Source organism: Qipengyuania sp. SM2507, assembly GCF_053714505.1.
Window position 1 is genome coordinate 898,826 of the sequence record NZ_CM132307.1, and the last position, 15,222, is coordinate 914,047.

The following is a 15,222-nucleotide window of genomic DNA, read 5'->3' on the forward strand; positions in this document are numbered from 1 at the left end:
CTTGAGTGACAGCGAGAGAACTAGCCCTTACTTACATTAATGTCAATAAAGCCTCGTGGTCCTGGCTGGCGGCCTACTCGGCCGGCATCAACGCGTCGGAATAGGGACTGTCGTGGAGCCCGATCAGCGCCCGGTCGTCGTGCTGCCAGGGGTGGAAGCCCGGCTTGAGGATGGCCGCCCATTCGAAGAACATCCGCCGCATCATCCCGGGCTTCCACCACAGGAAGGCGCGCAGCTTGCGCTGTGCGGTGCGGCGGTCGAACCCGTCCTGCATCATCAGGCCGATCGCATCGCGCACCCGATTGCCGAAATATTTGCGCGTGATCAGCACCGCGATCAGCGAGCGGACCTTCCAGCGCTTCCACGCGCTCCAGTCGCGCGTCGCGTGGAGCCAGACGTCGTAGACGAGCCCCTTGTGCTCGATCTCCTCGGTGGCGTGCCAGCGCCAGAGATCGGCGGCAACCGGGTCAGCGCCCGCGAGATAATCGGGATGCGCCAGCAGGTGGCGACTGATGATCGCGGCAAAATGCTCGAGCGCGATGGTGATCGCGAGGTTGAATTCGGGCGGACGGCCCGCGGTCAGCGCGAGCATCTCGTGGATGCCGCGATCGATGCTTTCGACATCGTAGCCGTGATCCTGGACCAGCCGGTTGAACGCTACATGCTCGCGCGTGTGGTTGATCTCCTGCCGGGTGAAGGCCTTGACCTCGGCGGCGAGCCGGGGCGGGAGATCGGCGCGGAAGGCCTTGAGAGTATCGATGAAGAAGGCTTCGCCGCGCGGCAGGCTGGCGCTGACCGAATTGTACCATGCGGTGGCAACGGGGTCGTTGGTATGCCACCAGCGCGCGGTCTTGTGTTGCCGGTCGAAGCGCTGGTCGCGGACGATCAGCGCGTGCTGTTCCGGCGTGGCACTGCGGGTGGCGATTTGCAGCCTGTCCTGCGTTCCGTCGTTGGACAGCGCGCCGTCAGGCCGCTTGTCGTCCGAACGACTGCGTTCTAGGCCCGGATCGGGATCGAGGGAGCTATCTCGGTTTACCATGATGGTTAAGAATCTATTAGGGATACGAATCCATGGCAAGCCGTAAACGCCTAAGCCCCGAAGAGTCGCGGTTAGCCGCGCTTGAGGCGGCTCGCACGCTGCTGATCGAGACGGGTCCGCAATCGATCACCCTGAAGGCGGTGGGTGCGCGCATTGGGCGCACCCATGCCAATTTGCTCCACCATTTCGGATCGGCCGCCGGGCTGCAGAAGGCGCTCGCCGGGCATCTCGCGGCCAATGTCTGCGATGCCATTGCTGAGGCAGTCATGGCGAGCCGGGCGGGGCAGGGCTCGCCGCGGCAGGTGGTCGATCTCACCTTCGATGCCTTCGACAAGGAAGGCGCTGGCGCGCTGGCAAGCTGGATGATCCTCACCGGCAACGAGGATGCGCTGACCCCGATCGTCGAGACCATCCACGAGCTGGTCGACGAAATCGCTCCCGATGAAGCGCAATCGCACGAGGAGATCATGCGCGTCCACGAGGAGACGCTGGCGCTGGTGCTGATGGCGATGGGCGATGCGCTGATCGGCGCCGCGCTGGCGCGTTCGCTCGGCCTGTCCAAAACCGCGGCGCGCGACCGCGCCGAACAGATGCTGCTGAGTTCGGTCCCCGGGCTCAGTCAGCCGGAATGACCGCCGACCGCTGCCAATCTGGCAGCGTGGCGGGGTCGAGATCGGCAACCCGCAGGTGATCCACCGCATAGCCCAGCGCGGGATAGGCGGCGCGGCGGCGCTTCTCCTCCGACCGATCGAGCGGAACCACCACCAGCCGGCGGTTGACCTTCTGGCGCCAGTTCATCCGCGCCGTGTTTTCCTGGCCGATGTAGCAGCCCTTGTCGAATGCGACTCCGTTGAGCTCGACTGCATTTGTTTCGAGCCACAATGTATCGCCCAGCTCGGAGCGACCCTCGGGCACTCCCAGCGACAGGCGATGGGCGAGCCAGTCGGCATCGGCTGCCTTATCCTCCTCGCTCACCGGGGAAAGCCAGCGCTGGCCTAGATCGGCGAGCCGCGGATCGGGGACCGCGCCATCGCCCAGATGCGCTTCCCAATGGACCGCGACTGCGGTGTCCACGTCGATCGCGATCTTGCGGCGCAGGCGATAGAGCGAAAGGCGCTTGGCGAGTTCGTCGGCGGCGTCCTTCTCGCAATCGATCAACAATTGGCCGTTGCCCGCGGGCCAGACGATGAAATCGAACAGCGCCTTGCCTTGCGGGGAGAGCAGCCCGCCATAGGCTGGCAATCTTCCCATGACATTGTTGGTGACCAGTCCCTGGAGGAAGCTTGCGACATCCTCCTCATCCGATTGCGGGGTGAGCCGGATCACGGCACGGTCGAACAGGCGGGTTGAGGGCATGGGTGACAGATAGGGCGGTGCGCGCCATAGGCAAACCCCATGACGGATACCTCCCTTCCTTCTTCCTCGGCCGCGCCCGATTCCCTCACCATTCGCCGGCCCGACGACTGGCACCTCCATTTCCGCGATGGCGCGACGATGCGCGCCGTCGTCCCGCACACTGCGCGCCAGTTCGCCCGCGCGATCGTGATGCCCAACCTTTCGCCCCCGGTGACAACAACCGCGATGGCGGCGGCATATCGCGAGCGGATCCTGGAGGCGGTTCCGGCAGGGCTCGACTTCACACCGCTGATGACCGCCTATCTCACCGACGACACCGATCCCGAGGATCTGGCACGCGGATTCGGTTCAGGCGTGCTCACCGCAGCCAAGCTCTATCCGGCCGGCGCGACCACCAATTCGGCGAGCGGGGTGACCGATATCCGCCGCCTCGATGCGGTACTCGAGCGGATGGCGGCAATCGGTATGCCGCTGTGCATCCATGGCGAAGTGACCGACGCCGATATCGATATCTTCGATCGCGAGGCGGTGTTCATCGACCGCGTGCTTGCCCCGCTTGTCGCGCGGATGCCTGACTTGAAGGTGATCTTCGAGCATATCACCACCGGACAGGCGGTGGATTTCGTCGAAGCCGCCGGTCCGCAGGTCGCCGCGACGATCACCCCGCAGCATCTCCATATCAACCGCAATGCGATCCTCGTGGGCGGCATTCGTCCGCATATGTTCTGCCTGCCGGTGGCCAAGCGCGAGGCGCACCGGCTGGCGCTGCGCCGCGCTGCGACTTCAGGCTCGGCCAAATTTTTCCTCGGCACCGACAGCGCGCCGCATCACCGCCAAGACAAGGAATCCGCCTGCGGCTGCGCGGGCATCTTCAACGCGCCCTTCGCGCTCGAGAGCTATCTTGCGGTGTTCGACGAGGAAAATGCAATCGACCGCTTCGAGGCCTTCGTCTCGCTCAACGGACCGCGCTTCTACGGGCTACCGGTGAACGAGGAGCGGGTGACCCTCGAGCGCGTCCCGAGCCCGGTTCCCGACGAGGTCGACGGGGGCGAGGCCGCGATCGTCCCCTTCCACGCGGGCGAGACCTTGGGCTGGCGGCTGGTCGTCTAGACGGGGCCGGGCGGCTTGGGCGCCCTGCTGCGGCGCCACATGTCCCAGCCGAAGATCGCCGCCGCGGCCCAAATGAAGCCGAAGCAGGCGGCCTGCGCCGGCTTGAGCGGTTCCTCGAACACGGTGAGTCCCAAAACGAAGACGATGCTGGGTGCGAGGAACTGGATGAAGCCGAGCGTCGAATAGGGCATCCGCTTGGCGGCAACCGCGAACATCAGCAGCGGGATAGCGGTCAGCACTCCACCCAGCACGATTGCGCCGCTCAATTGCGGGCTGACCGCGAACGACGAGCCCGATTGCACCGCATACCAGCCCGCCACCCCGATCGAGGGGACCAGCAGCAGGCCCGATTCGATGGTCAATCCGGGGAGCGACCCCACCGGCACCTGCTTTCGCACCATTCCGTAGACGCCGAAACTGAACGCCAGCGTCAGGCTGATCCACAGCATGGTCAGCGCGCCCTCGGCCAGCAGCGCCACCCCCAACGCCGCCAGCCCCACCGCGGCCCATTGCGCGCGGTTGAGCTTCTCGCCCAGCAGCAGCGTGCCCAGCAGCACATTGACCAGCGGGTTGATGTAATAGCCAAGGCTCGCGGCATAAACATGGTTGTTCTGGATCGCCCAGACATAGACCACCCAGTTCACCGCGATCAGCGAGGCGCTCAGCAGCAGCCAGCGCAGGCTCTTCGAATCGGCGATGGCGGCGCGCAGTTGCGGCCCCTGACGGCGCACCCAGACGATCAGCAGGCAGATCGGCAGCGTCCAGATGATCCGCCAGGCGACGAATTCGAACGGCGGCACGACCTTCACCAGCAGCAGGTAGAGCGGCAGGAATCCCCAGATCACATAGGCGCCGATCGCGGCGGGCAACCCGGAGGGCCGCGACTCGTTCTCTGACTGGTTCATTCGCGGCGGCTAGGGCCGCCCGCGCGGGGCCGCAAGCCGCATGTTGCGGGAGGGCCCGCTCAATTCGTCGGAAAAAATCGCGACCTGACAGGTTGGTTGCATGCTGTTCATATTCGCAACCTTATTGCTGAACACATCGAGCGGCATCACTGACCGCTCGCTGGAAGCAAAGGACTGTCACATGGCCAAATCATTCACTCTCGCCGGAGTGGCTCTCGCTGCCACCGGCCTCGCACTTTCCGCTCCCGCCGCAGCCGCGCCTGCCACCCATTTCTCGGCTACGGGCACGTCCACCACCCAGAATTTTTCCGGTGCGAGCGCCTATGGCGACCTGACCTTCGATCACCGACCCGAGCGCCGTGATCGCTACGATAGACGAGACCGGTATGACCGGGACGATGATGATCGTTACGATCGCCGTGACCGCCGCGACCGCTATCAGGGCCGGGGCCGTGCGCCGGCCTATTACGACCAATACCCCGCCAATTATGGCCAGCCGGTCCGCCGCGACACGCGCATCTGGCGCGGCAATGACGGGCGCTACTATTGCCGCAAGGACAATGGCACGACCGGTCTGCTGATCGGTGCCGGCGTCGGTGCGCTGATCGGCAACGAGGTTGCCGGACGCGGCGATCGCACGCTTGGCGCCATCCTCGGTGCGGCGGGCGGTGCCCTGCTCGGCCGCGAGATCGATCGCTCCAGCACCCGCTGCGGCTAAATCGTCACCCAGTTTCGTCCGGGCCCACCCCGGTCGAAACGCGGTTCCACCGGGCCGCGGAAGGCGCCGTAGCTCTCATTCCGAGAGCTGCGGCGTCTTCATGATTGCCGTGCATCCGTCCCGCAATGGCGCAAGGGATGCCGGGCATCTGGTCAAGCCTGCCAGCGCTGGAGTATGGATCGCCCCGAATTATCAGCCGGAGTTGTCCCGATGCGCTTTACCCTTGCCACACTCGCCCTGCCGCTTGCCCTGCTGGCCGCCTGCAGCGACGAACCCGAGGATACCGAGGCGACCGGCGATCTCGATCCGGCGAGCGAGCAGGCGCTCAACGGCGATCTGATGACCGACCCCGACCTTGCCGGAAGCAATCAAGGTAACGCTGCGCTCTCCGGGTCGGGCGATCGTTCGCTGCCCAATATCAACCGCACGCCCGAGGCGATCTCGGCGGCGCGCACCCGCGCGGCGGAACTCGTCGGCGGGGCGGATGCACTGCGCCCCGTACCGGCGCCGCGCGATCTGGGCGCGGCTCAAACGGTGACCCCGGCTATGCAGAAGGCGGCGCAGGCGGCGGTTACCCCGGGTGGGACCAATTGCGAATCGCGGGTCGAATACACCACCGCCTGGGCCGCCAAGCTGCCCGGGACATTCCCGGTCTATCCGCGCGGCAACACGCAGGAAGCAGCGGGTACGGACGAAGGCGGCTGTGCGCTGCGCGTGGTGTCTTTCCTGACCCCGGTGCCGCTCGCCGACGTGCTGGCTTTTTACCACACCCGCGCGCTCGCCAATGGTTATTCGGCCGAGCACGTGAAAGCCGGTGGCGACAATATCCTCAGCGGGACCAGCGGCGAGAATGCCTTCGTGGTTTACGGTCGTCGGCTGCCATCGGGCGTGACCGAGATCGATCTCGTCACCAGCACGCCCTAAGGGCCGCCGGGCTTCATTCCTTGAGCCCGACACCCAGGCTGGCGCGCGGTTGCTGCATCTCGGTGCTGGTGACCGGATAGGCGCAGTAATCCGCGGCATAGAAGGCCGCCGGGCGATGATTGCCCGACAGGCCGACTCCGCCGAAGGGCGCAGCCGAGGATGCGCCATTGGTCGGCCGGTTCCAGTTGATGATCCCGGCGCGGATCTCGTTCCAGAACATCTCGAAGTCCTGCGGCGTGCCGCCGACCAGCGAGGCCGAGAGGCCATAGCGCGTCATGTTGGCTTCGGTGATCGCCTCGTTGAGATCGGGCACGCGAACCACCTGCAGCAGCGGACCGAACAGCTCGACATCGGGGCGTTCGTGCATGTCGGTCACGTCGAGAATCCCGGGGGTGAGGAACGGCTTGTCCTCCTCGGGGCGCTTCATGTGCAGGATCGGCTTGGCGCCGCGGCTCATCAGCGCGACGAAGCTTTCGGTGAGCAGGTCTGCGGTCTGGTTGTCGATCACCGGCCCCATGAAGGGCTGCGGATCGGCGAAAGGTTCGCCGACGATCAACCGCTCTGCCAGCGCCTTCACGCGCGGGACGATCTCGTCATACATCGAATCGGTCACGATCAGTCGCCGCGCGGCGGTGCAGCGCTGGCCGGCAGTGGTGAAGGCGGACTGGATGATGGTGACGGCAACATCGTCGAACTTGGGGGTGTCGGTGACGACGATGGCGTTGTTACCGCCCATCTCCAGCGCGACGATCTTGCCCGGTTCGGTCGCGAGCTTGCGGTTGATCGCGACGCCCGCGCGCGCCGAGCCGGTGAACAGCACCCCGTCGACCAGCCAATGCGCGACCAGCTCCTTGCCTTCCTCGGGCCCGCCGATCAGCAATTGCACCACTTCCTCGGGGAACCCGGCGGCGTGGAAGCATTTCACGAGGAATTCGCCCACCGCGGGGGTCTTCTCGCTCGGCTTGAAGATGATGCAATTGCCCGCGATCAGAGCGGGCACGATATGGCCGTTGGGCAGATGGGCGGGGAAATTATACGGGCCCAGCACCGCCATCACGCCATGTGGCTTGTGGCGCACGGCGGCATTGCCCTGCAGCGCGCTGTTGAGCTTCTTCTGGCCGGTTCGCTCCGCATAGGCGGTGATGGAAATCTCGACCTTGCCAATGACCGCCTCCACCTCGGTGCGGGCTTCCCACAAGGGTTTACCGGTTTCGCGCGCGATCAGCGCCGCGAAAGGCTCGGTCTGCTTGCGCACTTCATTGGCGAAGCGGCGGACCAGTTCGATCCGCTGGCCGAGCGACTGATGGGCCCAGTCTCGCAAGGCCGCGCGCGCGCGTTCGACGCAAGCATCGACACTGCCGATATCGCCGCGCCACAATTCTTCGCCCGTCGCGGGCTGGTAGGAGATGATCTGCCTGTCGGACACTGTTCTCGAAACCTCGTGATGTCGTATTTCTACAATTGCTCTGGCATTATACCCTCAACGCACCAGAAACGTTAATGGGGGAGGCAACCGATAGCCAAGCGCTAGTGAGTAGAAATCCTCTGTGGGTCAAATCGCCGGATGGCCTGAGGGTGGCGGAGGAGCGCCATGGGCTTCGCCCATTCTCCGGATAGCCGCGATCTTATCCTCCAGCGGCTGCCAGTCGTCCTGCCGCTCGATCGCCGACCACAGCGCTTCTACCTCGTCGACCAGCATAGTCTGAGGCGCGGGATCGTTCCAATAGGGATGCGAGTCGGTATCGCTGGCCTCGTAGGTTGCCAATGCCTCCGCGAGAGGCCCTCGAGCCTCGCGTCCACCGCGGTGGCGGTGGAAGAAAATGTCGGGTGCCTCGTCGCTCTCGACCAGGAGTTTTTCGCAGGCGGCAACCAGCGCCGTATCTTTTTCGACGCCGCGGCTTGCTACGCCCAGCCGCCAACACCAGCGCCGTCCCACGGCCGCCATATAGAGGTCGCCGAAGCGCTCGAGCGCGGCGATCAGCGGCGGGGCATCGACAAGCAGCCGCAGCGACACCGCCAACTGTCCGCAATTCCAGTGCAGCGCCTCGGGCTGGCGTCCGAAGGCATAGAGGCCCGAATGGTCGAAATAGGCGGCGGTGAATGACGGATCCCAGCGCGGCAGGAACCGCCACGGGCCGTAGTCGAAACTCTCGCCCGAGATGTTCATATTGTCGGTGTTGAGCACGCCATGGACGAAGCCCGCGACCATCCAGCTCGCGGCCAGATCGGCCATGCGCTCGACCACCTGATGCATCAGCCGCACCGCGGGCTCGTCGCGTCCCGGCGCGTCGGCGGGCGGGGGAGGGCCGGGGAATTGCCCCAGGCAATAATCGACCAGTGCCGCCATGTGGCCCTGCTCCTCCAGCGCGAGCAGCCGCTGGAAGCTGCCGATGCGGATATGGCCGTGGTTCAGCCGGACCATGGCTGCCGAGCGGGTCGGCGAAGGTTCGTCATGCCGTTGCAGTTTCTCACCGGTCTCGATCACCGAGAAGGTGCGCGACGTATAGACGCCCAGCGCTTCGAGCATTTCGGTGGCGAGGATTTCGCGCACCGCGCCTTTGAGCGTCAGCCGCCCGTCGCCCGCGCGGCTCCATGGCGTCTGGCCGGATCCCTTGGTCCCCAGATCCATCAACCGCCCTGCGGCATCGCGCAACTGGGCGAAGAGGAATCCGCGCCCGTCGCCGATCTCGGGATTGTACACGCGGAACTGGTGCCCGTGGTAGCGCAGCGCGAGCGGTTGCGGGAGATTGTCGGGGAGCGGCGCGAAGCGTCCGAAATGCTGCAGCCATTGCGGCTCGTCCAGACCGTCCAGTCCCACCTCGGCCGCCGCGCGGTCGTTGCGGAACCGCAACACGGTTTCCGGGAAATCGGCGGGGACGACAGGATCGCCCAGCCACTCGGCCAGCGCGGCGATCGGCGTATCGGCGCGATAGCTCGCTGCTTGCGGTTCTTCGCGCATGCAGCAATAGTGGGCGCTAGGGCGACCGGGCGCAAGGCCGGGTGCCGCAACTCACGCCTCAGGCAGCGAAACGGACGACAATTCCTCCCATGGACAAGCCCTATTCCGAGAAGAGCTGGCAAAGCCCCGACGGGTTGACGCTGCATTTCCGCGATTACCCCAGCCAGGTGCCGGGTACCGAGGGTCGTCCGCCGGTGCTGTGCCTGCACGGGCTGACGCGCAACGGCCGCGATTTCGCACATCTGGCAGAGCATCTGTCCGCGGCGGGCTGGCGGGTCCTGACCCCCGATATGCGCGGGCGCGGCAACAGCGATTACGCCACCGACAGCGCGACCTACACGGTGCCGACCTATGTCGCCGACGTCTTGGCCCTGCTGGAGCAGGAGGGCATCGCGCGCTTTGTCGCCATCGGCACCTCGATGGGCGGGCTGATGACGATGATGTTGGCGACGCTCGCGCCCGAGCGCATCGCCGGGGTCGTGCTCAACGATATAGGACCGGTGATTGAGAGCGAAGGGCTCGACAAGATCAAGACCTATATCGGTCAGGGGCGCAGCTTCTCGACCTGGATGCACGCCGCCCGCGCGCTTGAAGAGGTGCATGGCCAGTCGCATCCCACCTTCGACACCGAGGACTGGCTGGCCATGGCCAAGCGCGGGATGACGCTGTGCAGCAATGGCCGGATCGCCTTCGATTACGACATGAAGATCGCCGACCCGATCCTCGATGCCGAGAGCGATGCGGCGGCGGTGCCGCCCGATCTGTGGCCCGCCTACGAAGCGCTGGCGGGGCGACCGGTGCTGCTGGTGCGGGGCGGTGATTCGACATTGTTTTCGACCGACACCTTTGCCGAGATGAAACGTCGAATTCCACAAGCGACAACGCTAGTCGTCCCCGACACCGGCCACGCCCCGACGCTCGACGAACCCGAGACCCGGGCGGCGATCGACGCGCTGCTGGCCGAGATCGCATGAGTGCCAAGCCGGCGGCGGCAAAGCCGCATGTCCTGCACCTGCATTCCACCTTTGCCCCGGGCGGCAAGGAGCTGCGCACGGTCCAGCTGATCAACGGCTTCGGCCCGGCTCTGCGCCACACGATCGTCTCCGCCGAGCCCGAGGAGACCGGCGCCGCCGCGCGGATCGATCGGGGCATCGCGGTGACGCTGCAACCCGAATTCCCCTCGCTCAAGGGCCTGCCGATGCCGGGCCGGCTCAACAGGCTGGCGCGCGCCATGCGCGGCTACGATCTGGTCCTGACCTACAATTGGGGCGCGATGGATGCGGTGATGGCGCATACGCTGTTCTCCGAGGCCTACGACCTGCCGCCGCTGATCCATCACGAGGATGGTTTCGACGAGGAAGAGCTGGTCCGGCGCAAGCGGCGTCGCACCTGGTACCGCCGGATCGCGCTGGGGAAAGCGGCGGGGCTGGTGGTGCCCTCCGAACAGCTCGAGGAGATCGCGCTGGTCGACTGGCAGCAGCCGCTCGGCCGGGTGAAGCGGATCGCCAATGGCATCGATACCAAGGCCTTCGCCAAGAAGCCTGACAAGGATGCCATCCGCCGCCTGCTCAAGCGACCGGGCGAGAACTGGGTCGGAACGCTCGCCGGCTTGCGCAAGGTCAAGAACCTGCCGCGGCTGGTCCGCGCCTTCGCGCCGCTGCCCGAGAACTGGCATCTGGTGATCTGCGGCGAGGGTCCCGAACGCGCTGCGATCGAGGCGGAGGCCGACCGGCTGGGGATCAACCACCGGGTCCATTTGCCCGGCGCAGTGGCCGAACCCGCCAGGGTCGTCGGCCTGTTCGACATCTTCGCGCTGTCGAGCGACAGCGAGCAATTCCCGCTTTCCGTGGTCGAGGCGATGGCTGCCGGGCGGCCGGTGGTTGCGCCGCAGGTCGGCGACATCGCCGAGATGGTCTCGGATGCCAACCGCAACTATCTCGCCGCCACCCCCGACGACGAGGCACTCGAGACCGAGCTGGTCACGCTCTCGATCGACAAGCGGCTGCGCGAGGAGATTGGTGCCGCCAACCGCGAGAAGGCCCGGGTGGAATTCGACGAGGCGAAGATGCTGGCCGCCTATCGCCGCCTCTATTCCAGTGCCATGCGGGCAGCGGGCAAGGACGGGTTCTGAACCGTCGTGGCTGCGTTGGCGGGTGCAATCTCTTTCAGCCAAGGTTCACGCCGACGGGGACAGGAGCGCCGGAGCGGGCCGAAACCATTGCCCTAACTGGGCGCGCGTCCTAAGGACGCCGCCGAACGATTGACTTGAACGGGAACTCAGCCGCTCGTGGCCCTACCTCCAAAAACCACCACAGAAACCCACCAGGAAAAGCTCCAGCGCCGCAAGGACGCCGAGGAAACTGCGCTGATGCGCGAAGTCGACGATGCGGTGCGGCAGGGCGATCTGGCGAATTTCGGCGAACGCTACGGCAAGCCGCTGGGCGCGCTGGTGGTGCTTCTGATCGCCGCGCTGGCCGCCTATCTGCTGTGGTGGCAACCGAGCCAGCGCGCAGCGGCCGAGGCGCGCTCCGAAACGCTGGTTTCCGCGCTCGACAATGTCGAGGCCGGCAATCTCCAGACCGCCTATGACGCGCTCGAGGAACTGGCCGGCGACGGCAGCGATGCCGCGGCGGCCAACGCCCAGATGCTACGCGGCGGCATCGCCGCCCAGCAGGGCCGGACCGAGGATGCTGTCGCCATCTTCGACACGCTGGCCAACGACACCGGCGCACCCGAGGAATTGCGCAATCTGGCGCTGATCCGCAAGGTCGCCACCGGGTTCGACACGATGGACAAGGCTGCGGTCGTGGCAGCGCTCCAGCCGCTGGCAGTGCCCGGCGAACCTTTCTTCGGCAGCGCGGGCGAACTGGTCGCGATGGCCTATCTCGAGCAGGGCAAGCGCAAGGAGGCGGGTGCGCTGTTCGCCGAGATCGCCAAAGCGGAGGACGTGCCCGAAAGCCTGCGCTCGCGCTCGCGCCAGATGGCCGGAGTGCTCGGGGTCGATGCGATCGAGGATGTCGACGCGCTGCTCGAAGCGCAGGGAGTGGGTCAGGAACCGGCTGCGAACGGCCAGGCTGCTCCGCCTACGGCGCAGCCCGCACCATGATTGAGAAAGCGAAAACCACGCGATGATCCACAGCATGACCAAAGCCACGATCCGCGCCGGCGTTGCCGCGATGCTCGTCACCGGACTGTCCGCCTGCAGCGGCGGTCTTTTCGGCGGTTCGGACGATAAGACCACCCCGAGCCTGGGCGATCGTACGCCGATCCTGTCGCGGATCGAGACCGGAGCCGAGATCGATCCCGCGCTTGCGAGCGTTTCGGTGGTTCTGCCTCCGGCACAGGTCAACAGCGAATGGGCCCAGGGCGGCGGCACCGCGAGCAAGAACCAAGGCCATGTCGCACTGGCCGCGCAACCCAGCCCGGTCTGGACCGCCACGGTCGCCGGCTCGAGCAACCGCCGCCGGCTTGGCGCCGCGCCAGTGGTTGGGGGAGGGCGGCTCTATGTCGTCGACACCTCGGGCAATGTCTCTGCCTTCGACACGCAAACCGGCGCGTCGGTCTGGAGGCGCGATTCGGCGCTTGCCAACAATCTCCAGGACGTCGCCTTCGGTGGCGGGGTCAGTTACTTCAATGGTCGCCTCTACGGCACCAATGGCGCGGGCGAAGTTCTCGCGATGGATGCCGCCACCGGCAACGAGCTGTGGAAGGTGCGGCCTGCGGGCCCGCTGCGCGGGGCGCCCACGCTCGCCTTCGATTCGGTCTTCGTGATGACGCAGGATAACCAGATCTTCGCGCTCGACGCCCAGACCGGCAAGCTCCAGTGGCAGGAATCGGCCTCCGCCACTCAGGCGGGTGTCTTCGGCGTCGCGGCTCCGGCGGCGGGGCAGGGCACGGTCATCGCCGGCTACAGCTCGGGCGAGCTGGTCGCCTATCGTTACGAAAACGGGCGCACACTGTGGGCCGACGCACTGGCGCGGACAAGCATCTCGACCTCGGTCGGCTCGCTGACCGATATCGACGCCGATCCGATCATCGACAATGGCCGCGTCTATGCGCTGGGCCAGGGCGGCCGGATGGCGGCTTATGAACTGGTCACCGGACAGCGGATCTGGGAACTCAACCTCGCGGGTATTTCGACCCCCGCGATTTCGGGCGAGTGGATCTTCACCCTCACCGACGATGCCCGTCTGCTCGCGATCGCCCGCTCGACCGGCAAGGTGCGCTGGCTCACCCAATTGCCGGAATTCCGCGACATGGAAGACCGCAAAGGCCCGATCTACTGGCAGGGCCCCGTGCTCGCCGGCGGCAATCTCTGGACCGTCAATTCCGAAGGCCAGATTTACCGGATCGGCGCGGGCGAGGGCTCGGCTACGCTGTTCCACGAGCTGAAACAGCCCGTCACGCTGCCGCCGATCGTCGCCAACAACACGCTCTACGTGATAGACGATAGCGGCCGGATCACCGCCTTCCGCTGAGAAAGCGCGAATTTTGCGTCGCGTTAACCATTGTCCCGCTATGAAACGGGGGACATGACCGCGCTTTCGACACCACAGGTTCCGGCGACGCGCCCGGTCAGCGATGTTTCGCCCATGGTCGGTGTGCTCGGCGTGGTCAGTCTGCTTGGCTGGTTCGCGTTCTGTCGCCACTGGCCTGAAATCAGCGCTGCTTTCGATCTGCCCGGCCCGCGCGAACGGATGGACGGCGCCTATGCGGTTCTGACCGGGCTGGTGGTGGCCTGCCTGCCGATGGTGGCGTGGTCGCTGCTGGTCGACAAGGTCCACCGACGTCCCTCCACCGGGATAGACTGGTCGCTCGCCCGCACCCGCAAACCCGATCTCGCGCGCTGTGTCACCAAGATCGCCGGGCTCTGGACCACCTGGGCGATCATCGCCGGGCTCTATTGCGTCTCGCGCTGGTATTGGACCGGCAGTTACGAATTCGCGATGTCGGTGCTCACGGTCAGCATCATCCCGCTGGCACTGCTCTCGATCCCCTACGTCGTCTGGCTCGACCGCGTGCTGGTGGAGCCGCGCGACCATGCCTGGCATTTCGGCGCGCTGCTGAGCGGGCGCGGCGAATGGGATCTCGAGGAGGTCAAGAAGCACTGGCGCGCCTGGCTGATCAAGGGCTTCTTCGCCGCCTTCATGATCTCGATCCTGCCTCCCGGTTTCGTCGGGATCGTCAACGCCGATTTCGGCGCGATTGCCGACGATCCGGTGCGGCTGGGCGTGACGCTCCTGCAGCTGATGTTCGTGATCGACGTCCAGATCGGCACGATCGGCTATATCGTCACCATGCGCCCGCTCGATGCGCATATCCGCAGCGGCAATCCCTTTCTGGCGGGCTGGCTGGCGGCGCTGATCTGCTATCCGCCCTTCGTCTGGGGGATCATCGGCAACGGTCTGGTGCTCAATTACGAGACCAATACCCGCGACTGGGCCTATTGGTTCGCAGGCAGCGAGACATTGCTGTGGGTCTGGGCGGCGTGGCTGGTGTTCCTCACCGCGATGTACGCCTGGGCGACCTTCGCCTTTGGCTTGCGCTTTTCCAACCTGACCTATCGCGGGGTGATCACCCACGGCCCCTACCGCTTCACCCGCCACCCGGCCTATGTCTCGAAGAACCTGTTCTGGTGGTGTTCGGTGATGCCCTTTCTGGTCACCACCGGATCGCCGGTCGATGCGATCCGCAACGTCTTCTGCCTGCTGTGCGTGAATGGAATCTATTATTGGCGCGCGCGCACCGAGGAAGCACATCTGCTGCTTGAAGACCCCAAATACCGGGAATACCATGCCTGGATGGGCGAACACGGCCTGATCACCGCCCCGCTGACCCGGTTATCGCGCGCGATTCTGGGTCTCCGGTTCACCCCCAGGACGCAACCAGCGGAATAATCACCCCAGCGGCAGGCCGTCGTCGGTCTCGAAGATGCGCAGATCGCGTTCCGTGGCCGGATTGGCGGCCATGGCGCGCTTGAACTGCGCCATGTGCGGCGAGGCCGAATGCGCGTCGAGCGCCGCGCGGTCGCGCCAGCGTTCGACCAGATAGAGCACATCGGGGTCGGTCAGATCCTGCGCGAAGCCGTATTCGATGCAACCATCCTCGGCGCGCGAGGCGCGGACCATGGCGACGATCGCCTCGCGCCCCTTGGAGAGCGTCTCGGGAGCCAGTTTGAGGGTGCCATTGATCTGGATCATCGCGCCGTTCT

The 15,222-nt window shown here is 65.8% G+C and carries 15 protein-coding genes; 9 read left to right on the forward strand and 6 right to left on the reverse strand.

Annotated features, from left to right (window positions below):
• Window positions 1–73: 73 nt before the first annotated feature.
• Entirely contained in the window at window positions 74–1,039 is a 966-nt protein-coding gene (locus ACWIKC_RS04315; protein ID WP_454598897.1) for a metal-dependent hydrolase, read from the reverse strand.
• A 32-nt stretch (window positions 1,040–1,071) separates the two neighbouring features.
• On the opposite strand from ACWIKC_RS04315, the gene ACWIKC_RS04320 reads away from it, so the two are divergent.
• Entirely contained in the window at window positions 1,072–1,671 is a 600-nt protein-coding gene (locus tag ACWIKC_RS04320; protein WP_454598898.1) for a TetR/AcrR family transcriptional regulator, read from the forward strand.
• Here the strand turns inward: ACWIKC_RS04320 and ygfZ are convergent.
• On the reverse strand, window positions 1,655–2,395 hold the full coding sequence (gene ygfZ, locus ACWIKC_RS04325; protein ID WP_454598899.1) for a CAF17-like 4Fe-4S cluster assembly/insertion protein YgfZ: 741 nt from the start codon (window positions 2,393–2,395) through the stop codon (window positions 1,655–1,657). The two genes, ACWIKC_RS04320 and ygfZ, sit on opposite strands and share 17 nt — an antisense overlap.
• A 39-nt stretch (window positions 2,396–2,434) precedes the next feature.
• Here ygfZ and pyrC point away from each other — a divergent pair, with 39 nt between their 5' ends.
• Window positions 2,435–3,505 (forward strand): dihydroorotase, encoded by a 1,071-nt coding sequence (gene pyrC, locus ACWIKC_RS04330; RefSeq protein WP_454598900.1) that lies wholly within the window; start codon window positions 2,435–2,437, stop codon window positions 3,503–3,505.
• Here pyrC and rarD read toward each other — a convergent pair.
• Window positions 3,502–4,410, reverse strand: coding sequence for an EamA family transporter RarD (rarD, locus tag ACWIKC_RS04335; protein ID WP_454598901.1), 909 nt, complete (start codon window positions 4,408–4,410; stop codon window positions 3,502–3,504). The genes pyrC and rarD overlap by 4 nt on opposite strands.
• A 181-nt stretch (window positions 4,411–4,591) precedes the next feature.
• Here rarD and ACWIKC_RS04340 point away from each other — a divergent pair, with 181 nt between their 5' ends.
• Window positions 4,592–5,128: a glycine zipper 2TM domain-containing protein gene (locus ACWIKC_RS04340; RefSeq protein WP_454598902.1), complete on the forward strand. Its 537-nt coding sequence runs from the start codon at window positions 4,592–4,594 to the stop codon at window positions 5,126–5,128.
• Window positions 5,129–5,338: 210 nt separating this feature from the next.
• The gene (locus ACWIKC_RS04345; RefSeq protein WP_454598903.1) at window positions 5,339–6,052 is read left to right on the forward strand and encodes a hypothetical protein; all 714 of its coding nucleotides are present in this window, start codon (window positions 5,339–5,341) and stop codon (window positions 6,050–6,052) included.
• 13 nt (window positions 6,053–6,065) lie between these two features.
• On the opposite strand, the gene astD is transcribed toward ACWIKC_RS04345, so the two are convergent.
• Complete coding sequence (gene astD / locus ACWIKC_RS04350) at window positions 6,066–7,478, reverse strand: succinylglutamate-semialdehyde dehydrogenase (protein WP_454598904.1); 1,413 nt, start codon at window positions 7,476–7,478, stop codon at window positions 6,066–6,068.
• A gap of 126 nt (window positions 7,479–7,604) precedes the next feature.
• Window positions 7,605–9,011 carry a protein adenylyltransferase SelO family protein gene (locus tag ACWIKC_RS04355; protein ID WP_454598905.1) on the reverse strand — a complete coding sequence of 469 codons (1,407 nt, stop codon included), beginning with the start codon at window positions 9,009–9,011 and terminating at the stop codon, window positions 7,605–7,607.
• 89 nt (window positions 9,012–9,100) lie between these two features.
• On the opposite strand from ACWIKC_RS04355, the gene ACWIKC_RS04360 reads away from it, so the two are divergent.
• The 5 genes from ACWIKC_RS04360 to ACWIKC_RS04380 all read left to right on the forward strand — a co-directional run bounded on the left by ACWIKC_RS04360 (window position 9,101) and on the right by ACWIKC_RS04380 (window position 14,908).
• The gene (locus ACWIKC_RS04360) at window positions 9,101–9,985 is read left to right on the forward strand and encodes an alpha/beta fold hydrolase (RefSeq protein WP_454598906.1); all 885 of its coding nucleotides are present in this window, start codon (window positions 9,101–9,103) and stop codon (window positions 9,983–9,985) included.
• Window positions 9,982–11,142 carry a glycosyltransferase family 4 protein gene (locus ACWIKC_RS04365; RefSeq protein WP_454598907.1) on the forward strand — a complete coding sequence of 387 codons (1,161 nt, stop codon included), beginning with the start codon at window positions 9,982–9,984 and terminating at the stop codon, window positions 11,140–11,142. The genes ACWIKC_RS04360 and ACWIKC_RS04365 overlap by 4 nt, the downstream gene beginning before the upstream one ends.
• A gap of 156 nt (window positions 11,143–11,298) precedes the next feature.
• The gene (locus ACWIKC_RS04370; protein ID WP_454598908.1) at window positions 11,299–12,117 is read left to right on the forward strand and encodes a tetratricopeptide repeat protein; all 819 of its coding nucleotides are present in this window, start codon (window positions 11,299–11,301) and stop codon (window positions 12,115–12,117) included.
• 34 nt (window positions 12,118–12,151) lie between these two features.
• Window positions 12,152–13,489, forward strand: coding sequence for an outer membrane protein assembly factor BamB family protein (locus tag ACWIKC_RS04375; RefSeq protein ID WP_454598909.1), 1,338 nt, complete (start codon window positions 12,152–12,154; stop codon window positions 13,487–13,489).
• Window positions 13,490–13,543: 54 nt separating this feature from the next.
• Window positions 13,544–14,908, forward strand: coding sequence for a methyltransferase family protein (locus ACWIKC_RS04380; protein ID WP_454598910.1), 1,365 nt, complete (start codon window positions 13,544–13,546; stop codon window positions 14,906–14,908).
• Here ACWIKC_RS04380 and ACWIKC_RS04385 read toward each other — a convergent pair whose 3' ends face one another.
• Entirely contained in the window at window positions 14,909–15,211 is a 303-nt protein-coding gene (locus tag ACWIKC_RS04385) for a putative quinol monooxygenase (protein ID WP_454598911.1), read from the reverse strand.
• Window positions 15,212–15,222: the final 11 nt, after the last annotated feature.